This is a genomic window from Arthrobacter sp. NicSoilC5, from assembly GCF_019977395.1.
Classification (GTDB): domain Bacteria; phylum Actinomycetota; class Actinomycetes; order Actinomycetales; family Micrococcaceae; genus Arthrobacter.
Window position 1 is genome coordinate 608036 of record NZ_AP024660.1, and the last position, 15135, is coordinate 623170.

Consider the following 15135-nt stretch of genomic DNA (forward strand, 5'->3'; position numbering starts at 1 on the left):
ATTCATAACTAGGCTCGGGTAAATGGGTGATCTGAGCGGAAACTATGAAATCCGGCGCTTCAAGCCGGCTGCCAAGGAAGATCCTGCCTACCCGCAGACCGTCGACTGGATGCGGGCCGTTGCCTTCGGGTTCCATGACGCACGCCGCAGCGACGAACGGGTGGACCGGGGCATCGGGATGCAGCGCGCCGACGGGCGGGTGATGACCGGCGCCTACCAGGCAGGGCCGGTGGCCGACCACGCCCTGGGAGCCAACGTCCCGGTGGCAACCTTCGGTACCTTCACCAAGACACTGAACATCGGCTTCGGCCGGATGCTCGACACCCGCCTGGTCACCGCCGTGACGGTCCGGACGTCACACCGGCGGAGGGGACTGCTGCGCCGGATGATGGCAGAGGAGCTGGACCTGGCCCGCCGGGAGGGGCTGGCGATGGCGGCATTAACCGCGTCGGAGGCCTCGATTTACAGCAGGTTCGGGTTCGGGGTGGCCACCCGGGAACAGTCCATCAAGGTCGACACCAGCCGCCGCTTTGTCCTCAACCACCATGCCACGGGCCGGGTGGAGGTGGCCGATCCCAAGGTCCTCCTCGACCTGGCGCCGAAGGTCTTCGAGCAGCTGCACCACCTCACTCCCGGTTCGATCGGGCGGCACGAGTTCTACCGCCAGCTCGCGTCCGGATCCATCAGCCGGGCCGAGGACGAGGACCCCAAGGTCAAAGTTGCGCTGCACTACGGACCCGACGGCGCGGTCGACGGCTACGTCTCCTACAAGTTCGCCGGGTGGGACGCCCGGCCGTACACCATGGAAGTGGTGGACCTGGTGGCAGCAACCGACCACGCCTACCTGGAGCTCTGGCAGTACCTTGGCGCCATCGACCTGGTCGAGAACGTCACGTGGGAAGAAGCGATGGTCGATGATCCGCTGCCATGGGCGCTCGAGGACTCCCGCTGCGTTGAAGCGTCCGAGCCCCGGGACATGCTCTGGCTGCGGATCCTGGACGTCCGCGGGGCCCTGGCGGCCCGGCACTACCCCTCGGATGGAAGGCTCGTCCTGGAGGTGGGGGACCCGTTGGGCTTCACGGCAGGAACGTTCGCGCTCGAAGTCGACGGCGGCCAGGCCGCCGTCGAACGTGTCGACGCAGGGGAGCAGCCGGACCTGGCCATGGATGTCTCCGCGCTGTCCTCGATCTACCTCGGCGGCGTCTGCCCGGTGACGCTGGCGGCTGCGGGGAAGATTTCCGAACACGCCAAAGGCGCCGCCTTCAGGGCACGGCAGATGTTCGCTGTGGAACGGGCCACGCACTGCCTGACCCACTTCTGATACCGCGTGCCGGCTGCACGTTCCCTCTCCGCTGCCGCTTTGACCCCAATTGCCGGCAGCGACTAGAATAAACGGGCGTGTACCACGTGCACGCGCTTGCGGTCCTCTGAGGACTGCATTGAAAAGCAATCCACAAATCAGGATGACCCGGGGAATCCATCGGATTCACCGAGAATCGCGCCTGCGTTCCATAACGCGGGCGCGCCGGTTTGCCTGACCGACTAACTATCCACAACGGAGCCCCTACTACATGACCATCACCTCCACCGAGAAGCCCGGTACCCCCGTAGTCGCGATTAACGACATCGGTACCGCTGAGGACTTCCTCGCAGCTGTCGACGCCACCATCAAGTACTTCAACGACGGAGATCTCGTCGAAGGTACCGTCGTCAAGGTCGACCGCGATGAAGTCCTGCTCGACATCGGTTACAAGACCGAAGGTGTCATCCCCTCCCGCGAGCTGTCCATCAAGCACGACGTTGATCCCGGGGACGTTGTCTCCGTTGGCGATCAGGTCGAAGCCCTGGTGCTCACCAAGGAAGACAAAGAAGGCCGTCTGATCCTCTCCAAGAAGCGTGCTCAGTACGAGCGTGCCTGGGGCGACATCGAGAAGGTCAAGGAAGAAGACGGTGTCGTCACCGGTACCGTCATCGAGGTTGTCAAGGGTGGTCTTATCCTCGACATCGGCCTGCGCGGCTTCCTGCCCGCATCCCTCGTCGAGATGCGCCGTGTGCGCGACCTTGCTCCGTACATCGGCCAGCAGATCGAAGCCAAGATCATCGAGCTGGACAAGAACCGCAACAACGTTGTGCTGTCCCGCCGTGCATGGCTCGAGCAGACCCAGTCCGAGGTCCGCTCCACGTTCCTCAACAAGCTGGAAAAGGGCCAGGTCCGTCCCGGCGTCGTTTCCTCCATCGTCAACTTCGGTGCATTCGTGGACCTGGGCGGCGTAGACGGCCTCGTCCACGTTTCCGAGCTCTCCTGGAAGCACATCGACCACCCGTCCGAGGTTGTCGAAGTTGGCCAGGAAGTCACCGTCGAGGTTCTCGAGGTCGACCTGGACCGCGAGCGCGTTTCCCTGTCGCTCAAGGCTACGCAGGAAGATCCGTGGCAGACCTTCGCCCGCACCCACGCCCTGGGCCAGGTTGTTCCGGGTAAGGTCACCAAGCTGGTTCCGTTCGGTGCGTTCGTCCGCGTCGAAGACGGCATCGAAGGCCTGGTCCACATCTCCGAGCTGGCTGTCCGCCACGTGGAGCTGGCCGAGCAGGTTGTCTCCGTTGGCGACGAACTGTTCGTCAAGGTCATCGACATCGACCTGGAACGCCGCCGCATCTCGCTGTCCCTCAAGCAGGCCAACGAGGGCGTCGACGCCGACAGCACCGAATTCGATCCCGCTCTGTACGGCATGGCCGCAGAGTACGACGAAGAGGGCAACTACAAGTACCCCGAGGGCTTCGACCCCGAGTCCAACGAATGGCTCGAGGGCTACGAGAACCAGCGCGCAGCCTGGGAGCAGCAGTACGCTGACGCCCAGACCCGTTGGGAAGCCCACAAGAAGCAGGTTGCCCAGCACGCTGCCGACGACGCTGCAGCTGCAACGTCCGGCGACAGCGACTCCGGCACCACCAGCTACTCCTCCGAGCCTGCTGCCACCGATTCCGGTGCCGGCACCCTGGCTTCGGACGAGGCACTTGCTGCCCTGCGCGAGAAGCTGACCGGCAACTAATTGCCGCCGGCCCGGACTTCCGGGCTGACACAGTGGGCCCCCGCGAAAGCGGGGGCCCACTGTGCTTTAAAGCGCCCGCTGTACTTTAGAAGCAACAGGCGCCTAACGCCCTGGCCCCCGTCTGGACGGGTCCCGCCGCCGCACTAAAGGTCGACGACGGCGAGGACCGTCCCGTCGTCGTCGTGCGTCAGTGCCGCGCCTGCCGCCGTGAGCAGCCGCTGGGCGCTGAGGTTCCCGGACAGGGTCCGCGCGGTGACGCGTTTCAGGCCCGCCCGGCGGGCCTCCGCCAGGACGAGGTCCAGGGCGGCACCGCCGATTCCCCGGGATCGGAAGCTCCGGCCAAGCCAGATGCCGGTTTCCGCAGAGGGGACTCCAGCCGCGGGGTCGCGCTTAAGCCGCACGGAGCCGGCAATGTGGGTGCCCTTGAAGACAGCCCAGGACTTTTCCGCCGCAGGGCCGTCCAGCCCTGCGGCCGCAGTGCGGTGGTAGCCGTAGAACCAGGCGGTGCGCTCGAGGTTCCAGCCCGGTCCACCCAGCGGGGGCGCCACTTCATCGGGGGAGGCGTCGCGCTTGGCCAATTGGAGCAGCCGGTCCGCCACGGCCTCGTCCACGTCCGCCAGGGTCACATCAGTCGAGCCGCTCATCAATCCATTCCGTTCCGTCGGGATTGAGCTCGGCGGACCCTGCCGTCAGCTGCAGCAGGCGATCGGACGCAGCGGCGATGGCGGCAGCGTTGTCAGCCACCGCAATCCGGAGCACCGTGTGCCGGTCCTGGTAGCTGGTGTCCGCCATGACCATGCCTGCGGCGCGCAGATCGTTCTCCAGCCGTCCCGCTGCCGCGTGCGGCACCGCCGTGGAACAGATCCGCTGCCTGCTGCGCCGGGCAAGGGGTGCCCGGTCAAGGGCGGCCGAGACTGATTCGGAATAGGCACGGACCAGGCCACCCGCGCCGAGCAGGACGCCGCCGAAATAGCGGACGACGACGGCGCTGACGTCGCTGAGGTCGGTCACCCCCGGCGCGGTTTCCCTTTTCAGCAGGGCTTCGAGCATGGGGATGCCGGCGGTCCCGGCGGGTTCGCCGTCGTCGCTGGAGCGCTGGACGGTCCGGTCCGGCCCGATGACGAACGCGGAGCAGTGGTGGCGGGCGTCGTGGAATTCGCGGCGGAGGCCGGCCACCAGGTCGCGGGCAGCGTCTTCCGTGCCCGCCCTCCGGAGAACCGTGATGAACCTGGAGCGCTTGACCTCAAGTTCATGCCGGAAGTCCCCGCCCGCTGCCAGCGTGGTGTAGGTGGTGGCCCGGCTTTCATGCTCTTGCATCCGGCCCAGTCTAGTGCCGCCATGGGGGCGTGGCCCGGCTGGTTCAGCTGGCCAGGCCGGTTCAGTAGGGTGGGGGTGTGCTGAAGATCGGGTTGACGGGCGGGATCGCCTCAGGGAAGTCGGTGGTTGCCGCGCGGCTGCAGGAACGCGGCGCCGTGCTGGTGGATGCGGATGCGTTGGCCAGGGAGGTGGTGGAGCCCGGGACCGAAGGCCTGGAACGCATCGTGGGGGAGTTTGGCGAAGGAATGCTCGACGACGGCGGACGGCTTGACCGCGCGCGTCTCGGGGCGGCGGTGTTCGGCAATCCTGAGCGCCTCGCCGCTTTGAACGCCATCGTCCATCCCCTGGTGCGCGCCCGCGCCGCCGCCATCACGGCAGCAGCCCCGGCTGACGCCGTGGTGGTCCAGGACATTCCCCTCCTGGTGGAGACCGGCCAGGGGTCCGCTTTCCACTTGGTGGTGGTGGTGGATGCGCCGGACGACGTGCGGCTGCAGCGCATGCTCGGGCACCGGGGAATGACCGCGGAAGCGGCGCGTGCCCGGATGGACGCCCAGGCCTCGCGACAGGACCGGCTGGCCGCGGCCGACGCGGTCCTGGACAACTCCGGTACCGTGCAGCACCTGCTGGGCCAGGTGGACCGGCTGTGGGATGAGCGCCTGGTTCCCTTCGCCCGCAACCTGGTGGCGGGGAAACGCGCACCGCGGAACGGCGGTCCGGTCCTGGAACCGCACCGGACGGAGTGGGCGCAGGAGGCGGCCAGGATAGCGGCCCGGCTGGCGGCGGCAGCACCCGACCTCATCCTGGCCGTGGACCACATTGGCTCCACAGCTGTTCCCGGCCTGCCCGCGAAGGACGTGATCGACCTGCAGGTGACGGTGCCTGACCTCGCGGTTGCGGCCACCATCGCACCTCTCCTGGCCGCAGCAGGCTTTCCGGCGGTACGGGACGTCGAATCCGACACTCCAAAGCCCAATGCTCCGGACCCGGCAGCATGGTTGAAGCGGTTCCACGCCAACGCGGACCCGTGCCGTGCCGTCAACGTCCATGTCCGGCCGGCCGGTTCGGCCGGATGGCGCTTCGCGTTGATGTTCCGCGATTGGCTGCGGAACGATCCCTCCGCGCTCCGGCTGTACGCGGCGCACAAGGCTGACCTCGCCGCCCGGCACGCCGATTCGGGCACCACCGGCTCCTACGCGGAGGCGAAGGAACCGTGGTTCACGGACGTCGCGTGGCCCCTCATGGCCGCGTGGGCGGACGCAACCGGGTGGGAACCGCCGTCGTGCGCTTCCTGACACCGGCCCGTGCCGTGCTGGATGTTCGCCGGTAACGGACGGGGCCGTCCAGTGTCGGTGCCCGGCTGTAAATTAGATTCATGAGCCTTGCGCAGGAAATCAACCGTGTTGTAGCGCCCTTCGAAGTCATCAGCGAGTTCAAACCTGCCGGAGACCAGCCGGCCGCCATCGCTGAGCTGACGGAGCGCATCAACAACGGCGAGAAGGATGTGGTGCTGCTTGGCGCCACCGGCACCGGTAAAAGTGCCACCACCGCCTGGCTTATTGAACAGGTGCAGCGCCCCACGCTGGTGATGGTGCAGAACAAGACCCTTGCCGCCCAGCTGGCCAACGAGTTCCGCGAACTGCTGCCCAACAACGCGGTGGAATACTTCGTTTCCTACTACGACTACTACCAGCCCGAAGCGTACGTGGCCCAGACGGACACCTTCATCGAGAAGGATTCCTCCATCAACGAGGAAGTGGAACGGCTCCGCCACTCCGCCACCAACGCGCTGCTGACCCGCCGCGACGTGATTGTGGTGGCCACGGTGTCCTGCATCTACGGCCTGGGAACCCCTGAGGAATACATTTCCGGCATGGTGACCCTCCGCCGCGGCGCCGAGATGAACCGGGACGACCTCCTCCGCAAGTTCGTCTTCATGCAGTACGCCCGCAACGACATGGACTTTCACCGCGGCACCTTCCGGGTGCGCGGCGACACCGTGGAAATCATTCCCATGTACGAGGAACTGGCCATCAGGATCGAGTTCTTCGGTGATGAGATTGAGAGCATCCAAACCCTCCACCCGCTTACCGGCGAAGTCATCCGCGACGAGGAAGAGATGTACGTCTTCCCGGCCTCGCACTACGTGGCCGGGCCGGAACGGATGGCGCGGGCCATCAAGCGGATCGAGGATGAGCTGGCGGACCGGCTGAAGGTGCTGGAGGGCCAGAACAAGCTCGTCGAAGCCCAACGGCTGCGGATGCGCACCACCTACGACCTCGAGATGATGCAGCAGATGGGTTTCTGCAACGGCATCGAGAACTACTCGGCGCACATTGACGGGCGGGAGCCGGGTACTGCACCCCACTGCCTCCTGGACTACTTCCCGGACGACTTCCTGCTGGTGGTGGACGAGTCCCACGTGACCATTCCCCAGATCGGGGCCATGTACGAAGGTGACATGTCCCGCAAACGGAACCTGGTGGACTTCGGCTTCCGGTTGCCGTCCGCTATGGACAACCGGCCGCTGAAGTGGGACGAGTTCCTCGAACGCGTGGGCCAGACCGTCTACCTCTCGGCCACCCCCGGCAAGTATGAGCTGGGCAAGGCAGACGGCTACGTCCAGCAGATCATCCGTCCCACCGGCCTGGTGGATCCCGAGGTGGTGGTCAAGCCCACCAAGGGACAGATCGACGACCTCCTCGGCGAGATCAAGACCCGGGTGGAAAAGAACGAGCGCGTCCTGGTGACCACGCTGACCAAGCGGATGGCAGAGGACCTCACCGACTACCTGCTGGGCCACGGCGTCAAGGTGGAATACCTGCACTCGGACGTGGACACGCTGCGCCGGGTGGAGCTCCTGCGTGAACTGCGGCTGGGATCCTTCGACGTCCTGGTGGGCATCAACCTTCTCCGTGAGGGCCTGGACCTCCCGGAGGTGTCCCTGGTCAGCATCCTGGACGCGGACAAGGAGGGGTTCCTGCGCTCGTCCACCTCGCTGATCCAGACCATCGGACGTGCCGCCCGCAACGTCTCCGGCCAGGTGCACATGTACGCGGACCGGATCACCGACTCCATGGCCAACGCCATTGACGAAACCAACCGTCGCCGCGCCATCCAGGTGGCGTACAACAAGGAACACGGCGTCGATCCGCAGCCGCTGCGGAAGAAGATCGCCGACATCACGGACCAGTTGGCCAAGGAAGATGCCGATACCGATGCGCTGCTGGGCAGCTTCGATTACGGCAAGGGCAAGCGCGGCATCACCGGATCCAATAAGGCCGGCGCCAAGAAGGGCGCGGCCCAGGTCCGTTCGGACGGCCTGGCGGCGGCTCCGGCCGAGGACCTGGTGGGCCTGATCGCACAGCTCACGGAACAGATGCATGGCGCGGCGGCAGACCTCCAGTTCGAGGTGGCGGCGCGGATCCGCGACGAGGTCAGCGAGCTGAAGAAGGAGCTGAGGCAGATGCAGGCGGCAGGCCACGCCTGACGTCCGCGGCCGGGCATCCGGCTGGGGTACAGTTAAAGCACGTAGGGGAGTATCCCAAGCGCTACGATCGTCAACACGCAGGGCACAGCTGCCCCGCCGGGCGTAGCGGGCCGCCACATCAGCACCAAGTGCACAGGCAGGCCGGAGAGACTTACACCATTTTGTGTACCCTGCGAAAGGCTGCCCTGTGCTCGACTTGCCCGTATGGTTCGAGGTTGGCTCATTTGCCGTCCTCGGCCTGATTCTCCTGATCGATCTCCTTCTGGTGGTGCGGCGCCCGCATGAGCCGTCCATGAAGGAGGCCGGTCTGTGGGTGGCCTTCTACGTCACCCTTGCCCTGGCCTTCGCCGGTGCCATGTTCGCTTTTACCGGGCCCGAATTCGGCAGCCAGTTCGTCGCTGGCTGGGTGACCGAGTACAGCCTCAGCATCGACAACCTGTTCGTCTTCATCATCATCATGGCCAGGTTCTCCGTGCCCCGGAAGTACCAGCAGGAAGTGTTGATGGTGGGCATCATCATCGCGCTCATCCTGCGCGGCATCTTCATCCTGCTGGGCGCCATCGTCATCGAACAGTTCAGCTGGGTGTTCTACATCTTCGGCGCATTCCTGCTGTGGACGGCCTGGAAGCAGGCCCAGGACGAGGGTGAAGAGGAAGAGGACCGGGAGAACCCGCTGATTGCGAAGATCCGCAAGGTCATCCCGATGTCGGAGAAGTTCGACGGCGGCAAGCTCCGTACCGTGGTCAACGGCAAGAAGGTCTTCACCCCCATGGTGATCGTCTTCGTCACCATCGGCCTCACGGACCTACTGTTCGCAGTTGACTCCATCCCCGCGATCTTCGGCCTGACCCAAAGCCCCTTCATTGTCTTCACCGCCAACCTGTTCGCCCTGATGGGCCTGCGGCAGCTGTACTTCCTGCTGGGTGGCCTGATGAACCGGCTCATCTACCTCAAGCACGCCCTGTCCTTCATCCTCGCGTTCATCGGCGTCAAGCTTGTCCTGCACGCCATGCACGTCAACGAGCTTCCCTTCATCAACGGCGGACAGCACATCGAGTGGGCACCTGAGATCCCCACCTTCGTCTCCCTCGCCGTGATTGTGGGCACCATCATCGTCGCCGTCGTCGCCAGCCTGCTCAGCTCCAAGGCCCAGGCTGCCACGGTGGATCCGCGGCTTGAAGAGGACGCCCGGAAGAGCCACAGCGACGCCGAGTAGGCGCGCCCCGGCGCATTCCCCTCCGGTAATCCCGGCCGCCTGAGCGGCCGGGATTACCCCTGAAAGCCTCAGCAGCACGGACGGGTTCCGCACCCCTGTGGGTCCCGCCGGCGCAGGACTATGCTCAGATCATGGCCCGCACGCTTGTGATGGATCAGGGCGCGCGCCAGGTGCAGCGGCGTACCGTTTTGCTCTTGAGCGTGGCCCAGGTGTTCGGTGGACTCGGGACGGGATCGACCGTGTCCATTGGTTCCATCCTGGCCGTCGAGCTGTCCGGCTCCAGTGCCTGGGCGGGCTCCGTGGCCACGGTGATGACCCTCGGGGCGGCGGCCGCAGCCCTGCCGTTGGCATCGCTGGCGGAACGGCGTGGGCGCCGGGCGGGCCAGGTGGCCGGCCTTTCGGCGGCGCTGGCAGGGGCGGTCCTCATGGTCCTGGCCGTTGTCACCGGGCTCTTCCTCCTGCTGGTCGTGGGCTCGGCAGGCATCGGCATCGGCACGGCAGCGACGCTGCAGGCACGGTTTGCCGCGGTGGATCTCGCTGCCCCCGAGCACCGCGGGCGGGCCTTGTCCACCGTGGTCTGGGCGGTAACAGTCGGTGCCGTGGCAGGCCCCAACCTGATCCAGCCCGGAGCGGCGGTAGGAACTGCGCTGGGGCTGCCGCCCATCGCGGGACCGTTCGTGATCTCCGGGGCCGGGCTCCTCATCGCCGCCGTGCTGCTGTTCGCCGGCCTTCGCCCGGACCCGCTGCTGCTGGCACGCCGCCTTGCCGCGGCCAACAATGCCGCCACCGCGGAGCGGGGAAGTGGCGCGCCTTCCACCACCCCTGTCGCCGGCACCACCCCGGAAGGTGCCGAAATGGAAGGTGCCCCACCGGAAGGCGTCCCACAGGCAAGGACCCAGCCCGCCGCAGCGGCCGCGCGGGGCTCGCTGGACCGTGGACTGCGGGCTATCCGCAGCTCCCGGATGGCACTGCTGGCCGTCGCCGGCGTTGTGGCAGCGCACGCAGTCATGGTGGGTGTCATGTCCATGACCCCGCTGCACCTGCAGCACCTGGTGGAAGGACCGGGCCCGCATGCCGGCCACATCGCCGAGGGGGACGTGCTGGTCATCATCGGCTTCACCATCTCGCTGCACATCGCAGGCATGTTCGCGCTCTCCCCGGTCATGGGGTGGCTGACCGACAGGGCGGGCCGGATAGAGACCATCATGATCGGCTTCGCGCTGCTGATCGCCGCCGTCGCCGTTGCCGGGTTCGGCCAGGCCTCGACCGGCGCAGTGGCCGCAGGACTGGTCCTGCTGGGCATGGGCTGGTCCGCGGCCACGATCTCCGGCTCCACCCTGCTCGCCGAGAGCGTTGGCCAGGACGCCCGGGTGGCTGTCCAAGGCGTCTCCGACATGCTGATGGGCGCCGCAGGTGCCCTGGGAGGCGCCGTGTCCGGACTGGTCCTGGGCTTTGCCGGCTACCTCGGCCTCAACCTGCTGGGCGGTACCATCGGGGCGGCCGTCCTGGCCGTCGCCGTTGTCACCCGCACGTCACACCGGCGGTCAGCGGCCGCCTGAGCGGGTCATGCCCAGGAGGCGGGCGAAGATCCTCTCGCCGTCGTCGGCGATCCCGTCATGGTGGAAGTCGGCCGTCTCCCAGACCTGCAGCCCGCGCACCGCAGCTGCCGTGCGCAGGGAAAGGTCCCGGTCAACGTAGATGTCGTCCGAGTAGACCGCCGCTGCCACGGGAACGGTGTTGGCGGCCAGCACCTCCGGGTCGTACAGCGGCTTCCAATCCTGCTTTGCGGCCAGCAGGTCGGCCACCTCCCGGAGCGGCTGGAGTGCGGGGTCCTGCTCGAAGTACCAGGGGTACACCATTTCGCCGGTCAGCAGCAATGGTTCGGCGTCGGGCCTGAACCAGGGATTTTCGCCGAGCATCCGCCAGGCTGACCAGTTGGTGGCCTGCTCCTGGCCGTAGATGGATTCATGCATCAGGGCGTACAGCGGGTTGGAGCGGCGGGACACCACACCGGTGAGCTGCTCCAGGAAAGTGTCGGACAGCCTGGGACCACCGGGGGTGTCCACGAACGCGTCCTCCAGCAGGTAATGCAGGCTGTCCACCCGGGTGTTGCCGCCCAGGAATGCGCCGGCCATCTGGAACCGCTCCACGGTGAGGGGACTGCCGTCGGGCAGGAGTTCCGGTGTGCAGCGCAGGTGGCGCGCTATCCGCTCCACCGCGTCCCGGTCCTCCGGATACCAGCCGAAGTATTCGTCGTTCCGTGCCGCTACGCGCTGGAAGGTGGCCCGGTAGACGTCGTCCGCGCTGCCCGTGAGAGGTGCCAGGCCGCCGGTGATGAGGGCTTCGCGCAGTCCTTCGGGGGCGAAGGACAGGTACGTCAGGGCGCAGAAGCCGCCATAGCTTTGGCCGTAGATGGTCCAGGCAGGTGATTCCAGGGCACGGCGGATCAGCTCCGCGTCCGCCACGATCGAGTCGGCCCTGAAGTGCTCCAGGTAGGCCGCCTGTTCGGCAGCGGACCCGCGGGCGGGCAAGGTCCTGCGGTCGATGGGCGTTGAGAGCCCCGTGCCGCGCTGGTCCAGCATCAGGATGCGGAAGTCCTGGGCGGCGGCTTTGCTCCAGCCGCCCAGGGAGCCCCACCTGTTGCCGCGGCCGCCCGGGCCGCCCTGCAGGAAGAGGAGCCAGGGCAGCTGTGCGGCCGCTTCCGCGCTGTGCGCCGCCGAGACATACTCGCGGGCGAATACCGTGATGGTCTCTGCGGAGCCGTCGGACGGTGCGGAATGGTCCAGGGGGACGGTGAAGTAGTGCTCCACGGTGCGCATGCCACGGAATTCGTGCGTCGCCCTGACCTCATGGCCGGCAGCGGGGACTGCTGCCCGGCGCGCGTCAGCCCTGGGCATGGGCGGAAAGGGAGCCGCGGGAGGCTGCACTTCCAAACTGGTCCAGCGCCTCGCCGGTGAGCCGGAAGGTGGACCACCCGTCCATGGGGCGGGCACCAAGGCGGCGGTAGAAATTGATGGAGGGCTCGTTCCAGTCCAGCACGCTCCATTCCACGCGCGCGTAGCCGTTCTCCACGGCGATGGCGGCAAGGTGCTGCAGCAGGGCCTTGCCATGCCCCTCGCCCCGTGCTTCCGGGCTGACGTAAATGTCTTCCAGGTAGATCCCGTGGACGCCTTCCCAGGTGGAGTAGTTCAGGAACCACAGCGCAAAGCCCTGCACGCTGCCCGCCGCGTCCTCAGCCATGGCAGCGAAGATCCGCGGGTTGTCGCCGAAGAGGGCCTGCTCCAGCAATTCCGGTGTGTTCCGGACGGCGTCGGGTTCCTTCTCGTAATGCGCCAGCTCGTGGATCATGCGGAGGATGGCGGGAACGTCGTGCCGGGTTGCGGGGCGGATTACACTCATTGTTCGAGCTTACCGCCGGGTCCGGCGGTACCGCCGCAGGGCAAGCGAAGGGCCGGTCCGGGGCTAGAGCCGGTTCACATCCGTCACCCTCACCACGGCCGTTCCGGTCGCGTCGGAGTCCGCCAGGTCCACCTCCGCCGAGATGCCCCAGTCGTGGTTGCCCGCCGGGTCGTCGAAGATCTGGCGGACCTTCCAGGTCCCCGGTTCTTCGGTGATGATGAGCAGGCCGGGACCCCGCGCATCCGGTCCCGTCCCGATGTCGTCGTGTTCGTCGAAGTAGTCGTCCAGCGCATCTTCCCAGCGCTCGGCACCCCAGCCGGAGCCGGCGTCGAGCTCTCCCAGCGCGGTGGCGTCCTCGTCGGCGAAAAGTTCCACGCGGCGGAACATCTCGTTGCGCACCATCACCCGGAACGCGCGGATGTTCGAGGTGAGCGACGGCGGCGGGGGCGGCGGCGCGTCGTGGGGGGTCGGCGCCGCACCGGACGTCAGCTCCTCCCACTCGTCCAGCAGGCTGGAGTCCACCTGCCGGACCAGCTCACCCAGCCATGCAACAAGGTCTTCGAGGTCCTCACGGAGCATGTCCTGGGGAACGGTTTGGCGCAGCGCTTTGAAGGCATCCGCGAGGTACCGCAGCACGATGCCTTCGGACCTGGCCAGGCCGTAGAACTGGACGAATTCGCCAAAGTTCATGGCGCGCTCGTACATGTCGCGGACCACGGACTTGGGCGCGAGCTCAAAGTCGCCCACCCACGGTGCGGCCTTGCGGTACACCTCGAACGCTTCGCCCAGGATGTCGGCGAGCGGCTGGGGGTAGGTGACCTCGTCCAGCATGGCCATCCGCTGGTCATACTCGATGCCGTCGGCCTTCATGGCCGCCACTGCCTCGCCGCGGGCCTTCTTTTGCTGCGCCGACAGGATCTGCCGCGGTTTCTCCAGGGTAGCCTCGATGACGGACACCACGTCCAGGGCGTACGACGGCGACTCCGGGTCAAGGAGGTCCAGCGCGGCAAGTGCGAAGGGGGAGAGCGGCTGGTTCAGCGCGAAGTTGGCCTGCAGGTGCACGGTCAGGCGGACCGTGCGGCCATCCGGCCCCTGCTCCTCCGGCGGGATCCGCTCGATGACTTCGGCGGCGAGGAGTTCGCGGTAGATGCCCAGCGCCTTCTTCATGAGCCGCAGCTGGGAGGAGCGTGGCTCGTGGTTTTCGGTGAGCAGCCGCCTGGCCGCGGCGAAAGGGTCGCCGGGCCGTTCCATCAGGTTCATCAGCATGGCGTGCGTCACCGTGAAGCTTGACGTCAGGGGGTCGGGGACAGATTCCACCAGCCGCTTGAACGTGGGCTCACCCCAGGAAACAAAACCCTCGGGCGGCTTTTTCTTGACCACCTGGCGGAGTTTCTTCTGGTCGTCACCGAACTTGGCCGTGGCCTTCGCCATGGCCTTGACGTTCTCGACCACGTGCTCGGGTGCCTGCACCACCACCGTCCCGGCGGTGTCGTAGCCCGCCCTGCCGGCCCTGCCCGCAATCTGGTGGAACTCACGTGGGTTAAGCAGGCGGGTGCGGACGCCGTCGTATTTGCTCAGGGCGGTGAGCAGCACGGTGCGGATGGGGACGTTGATACCGACGCCCAGCGTGTCCGTCCCGCAGATCACCTTCAAAAGTCCCGCCTGGGCCAGCTGCTCCACCAGCCGGCGGTACTTGGGCAGCATGCCGGCGTGGTGTACGCCGATGCCGTGGCGCACCAGCCGGTTCAGCGTCTTGCCGAACCCGGCGGCGAACCGGAAATTGGCAATGAGCTCTGCGATCCTGTCCTTTTCCTCCCGGGTGCACACGTTGATGCTCATCAGGTTCTGGGCTCGGTCGATCGCCTCAAGCTGGCTGAAGTGCACTACGTAGACCGGCACCTGCCTGGTGGAGAGCAGTTCCTCCAGCGTCTCGTGGACCGGGGTCTGGTGGTAGTAGTAGTGCAGCGGAATGGGCCGCTCGGCAGAACTGACCGTGGTGGTGGGCCGGCCTGTCAGCGCCGTGAGCCCCTCCTCGAACCGGGTGACGTCGCCCAGGGTGGCGGACATCAGCAGGAACTGGGCCTGCGGAAGCTCCAGGAGCGGGACCTGCCATGCCCAGCCGCGCTGCGGGTCGGAGTAGAAATGGAACTCGTCCATGATCACTGCGCCGAGTTCGGCTGCAGCGCCCTCGCGCAATGCGATGTTGGCCAGGATCTCCGCGGTGCAGCAGATGATGGGTGCATCCTGGTTGACCCCGGAGTCACCGGTGATCATGCCCACGTTCTCCGCGCCGAAGATATCGCAGAGCGCAAAGAACTTTTCGGACACCAGCGCCTTGATCGGGGCGGTGTAGTAGCTCCGCCGTCCCTGGGCCATGGCCTGGAAGTGCGCGGCGATCGCCACCAGCGACTTCCCGGACCCCGTTGGCGTGGCCAGGATGACGTTCGCGCCCGTTGCCAGCTCCATGATGGCCTCGTCCTGGGCCGGGTACAGCGACAGTCCACGGGTTTCCGTCCACTCCACGAACCGGGTGTAAAGGGTGTCGGGGTCGACGGCGGCGTTGGGGACGGACAGATCGTTCAGCTGGTCAACGAGTTTCATTGACTTAAACCTTAGTGCCACGTTGCGGGCGGATCAGGCGCGCGGGCCGGGTTAGGCTACGCCTGGCC

11 protein-coding genes are annotated in these 15135 nt (G+C 66.6%); 6 read left to right on the plus strand and 5 right to left on the minus strand.

Annotated features, from left to right (window positions below; all coding sequences use genetic code 11):
* Positions 1-22: 22 nt before the first annotated feature.
* Positions 23-1321: a GNAT family N-acetyltransferase gene (locus LDO22_RS02765; RefSeq protein WP_201302425.1), complete on the plus strand. Its 1299-nt coding sequence runs from the start codon at positions 23-25 to the stop codon at positions 1319-1321.
* A 250-nt stretch (positions 1322-1571) separates the two neighbouring features.
* On the plus strand, positions 1572-3047 hold the full coding sequence (gene rpsA, locus LDO22_RS02770; protein ID WP_159632080.1) for a 30S ribosomal protein S1: 1476 nt from the start codon (positions 1572-1574) through the stop codon (positions 3045-3047).
* 143 nt (positions 3048-3190) lie between these two features.
* Here the strand turns inward: rpsA and LDO22_RS02775 are convergent, their stop codons facing one another.
* Together LDO22_RS02775 and LDO22_RS02780 are read right to left on the minus strand one after the other, a co-directional pair.
* Positions 3191-3691, minus strand: a complete 501-nt coding sequence (locus LDO22_RS02775) for a GNAT family N-acetyltransferase (RefSeq protein ID WP_224026024.1) — start codon at positions 3689-3691, stop codon at positions 3191-3193.
* Complete coding sequence (locus LDO22_RS02780) at positions 3675-4364, minus strand: YigZ family protein (RefSeq protein WP_224026025.1); 690 nt, start codon at positions 4362-4364, stop codon at positions 3675-3677. The genes LDO22_RS02775 and LDO22_RS02780 overlap by 17 nt, the downstream gene beginning before the upstream one ends.
* Positions 4365-4441: 77 nt before the next feature.
* On the opposite strand from LDO22_RS02780, the gene coaE reads away from it, so the two are divergent.
* The 4 genes from coaE (at position 4442) to LDO22_RS02800 (ending at position 10626) form a co-directional block, all read left to right on the plus strand.
* A complete protein-coding gene (gene coaE / locus LDO22_RS02785) occupies positions 4442-5656 on the plus strand; it encodes a dephospho-CoA kinase (RefSeq protein ID WP_224026026.1) in 1215 nt (404 codons plus the stop codon).
* An 80-nt stretch (positions 5657-5736) separates the two neighbouring features.
* Positions 5737-7851: an excinuclease ABC subunit UvrB gene (uvrB, locus tag LDO22_RS02790; protein WP_159632076.1), complete on the plus strand. Its 2115-nt coding sequence runs from the start codon at positions 5737-5739 to the stop codon at positions 7849-7851.
* Between the two features lie 187 nt (positions 7852-8038).
* The gene (locus LDO22_RS02795; RefSeq protein WP_159632075.1) at positions 8039-9067 is read left to right on the plus strand and encodes a TerC family protein; all 1029 of its coding nucleotides are present in this window, start codon (positions 8039-8041) and stop codon (positions 9065-9067) included.
* Positions 9068-9198: 131 nt separating this feature from the next.
* Complete coding sequence (locus LDO22_RS02800; protein ID WP_224026027.1) at positions 9199-10626, plus strand: MFS transporter; 1428 nt, start codon at positions 9199-9201, stop codon at positions 10624-10626.
* Here the strand turns inward: LDO22_RS02800 and LDO22_RS02805 are convergent.
* The 3 genes from LDO22_RS02805 to LDO22_RS02815 all read right to left on the minus strand — a co-directional run bounded on the left by LDO22_RS02805 (position 10612) and on the right by LDO22_RS02815 (position 15067).
* A complete protein-coding gene (locus LDO22_RS02805; RefSeq protein ID WP_224026028.1) occupies positions 10612-11964 on the minus strand; it encodes an alpha/beta fold hydrolase in 1353 nt (450 codons plus the stop codon). The genes LDO22_RS02800 and LDO22_RS02805 overlap by 15 nt on opposite strands.
* Positions 11951-12466: a GNAT family N-acetyltransferase gene (locus LDO22_RS02810; protein WP_224026029.1), complete on the minus strand. Its 516-nt coding sequence runs from the start codon at positions 12464-12466 to the stop codon at positions 11951-11953. Before LDO22_RS02810 ends, LDO22_RS02805 begins: the two co-directional genes overlap by 14 nt.
* Before the next feature lie 63 nt (positions 12467-12529).
* A complete protein-coding gene (locus tag LDO22_RS02815) occupies positions 12530-15067 on the minus strand; it encodes a DEAD/DEAH box helicase (protein ID WP_224026030.1) in 2538 nt (845 codons plus the stop codon).
* Positions 15068-15135: the final 68 nt, after the last annotated feature.

What these genes read in the sequence shown, in the direction of transcription:
- LDO22_RS02765 (WP_201302425.1), top strand. Translation starts at nt 23, where the DNA reads ATGGGTGATCTGAGCGGAAACTATGAAATCCGGCGCTTCAAGCCGGCT.
- rpsA (WP_159632080.1), top strand. Translation starts at nt 1,572, where the DNA reads ATGACCATCACCTCCACCGAGAAGCCCGGTACCCCCGTAGTCGCGATT.
- LDO22_RS02775 (WP_224026024.1), bottom strand. Translation starts at nt 3,691, where the DNA reads ATGAGCGGCTCGACTGATGTGACCCTGGCGGACGTGGACGAGGCCGTG.
- LDO22_RS02780 (WP_224026025.1), bottom strand. Translation starts at nt 4,364, where the DNA reads ATGCAAGAGCATGAAAGCCGGGCCACCACCTACACCACGCTGGCAGCG.
- uvrB (WP_159632076.1), top strand. Translation starts at nt 5,737, where the DNA reads ATGAGCCTTGCGCAGGAAATCAACCGTGTTGTAGCGCCCTTCGAAGTC.
- LDO22_RS02800 (WP_224026027.1), top strand. Translation starts at nt 9,199, where the DNA reads ATGGCCCGCACGCTTGTGATGGATCAGGGCGCGCGCCAGGTGCAGCGG.
- LDO22_RS02805 (WP_224026028.1), bottom strand. Translation starts at nt 11,964, where the DNA reads ATGCCCAGGGCTGACGCGCGCCGGGCAGCAGTCCCCGCTGCCGGCCAT.
- LDO22_RS02810 (WP_224026029.1), bottom strand. Translation starts at nt 12,466, where the DNA reads ATGAGTGTAATCCGCCCCGCAACCCGGCACGACGTTCCCGCCATCCTC.
- LDO22_RS02815 (WP_224026030.1), bottom strand. Translation starts at nt 15,067, where the DNA reads ATGAAACTCGTTGACCAGCTGAACGATCTGTCCGTCCCCAACGCCGCC.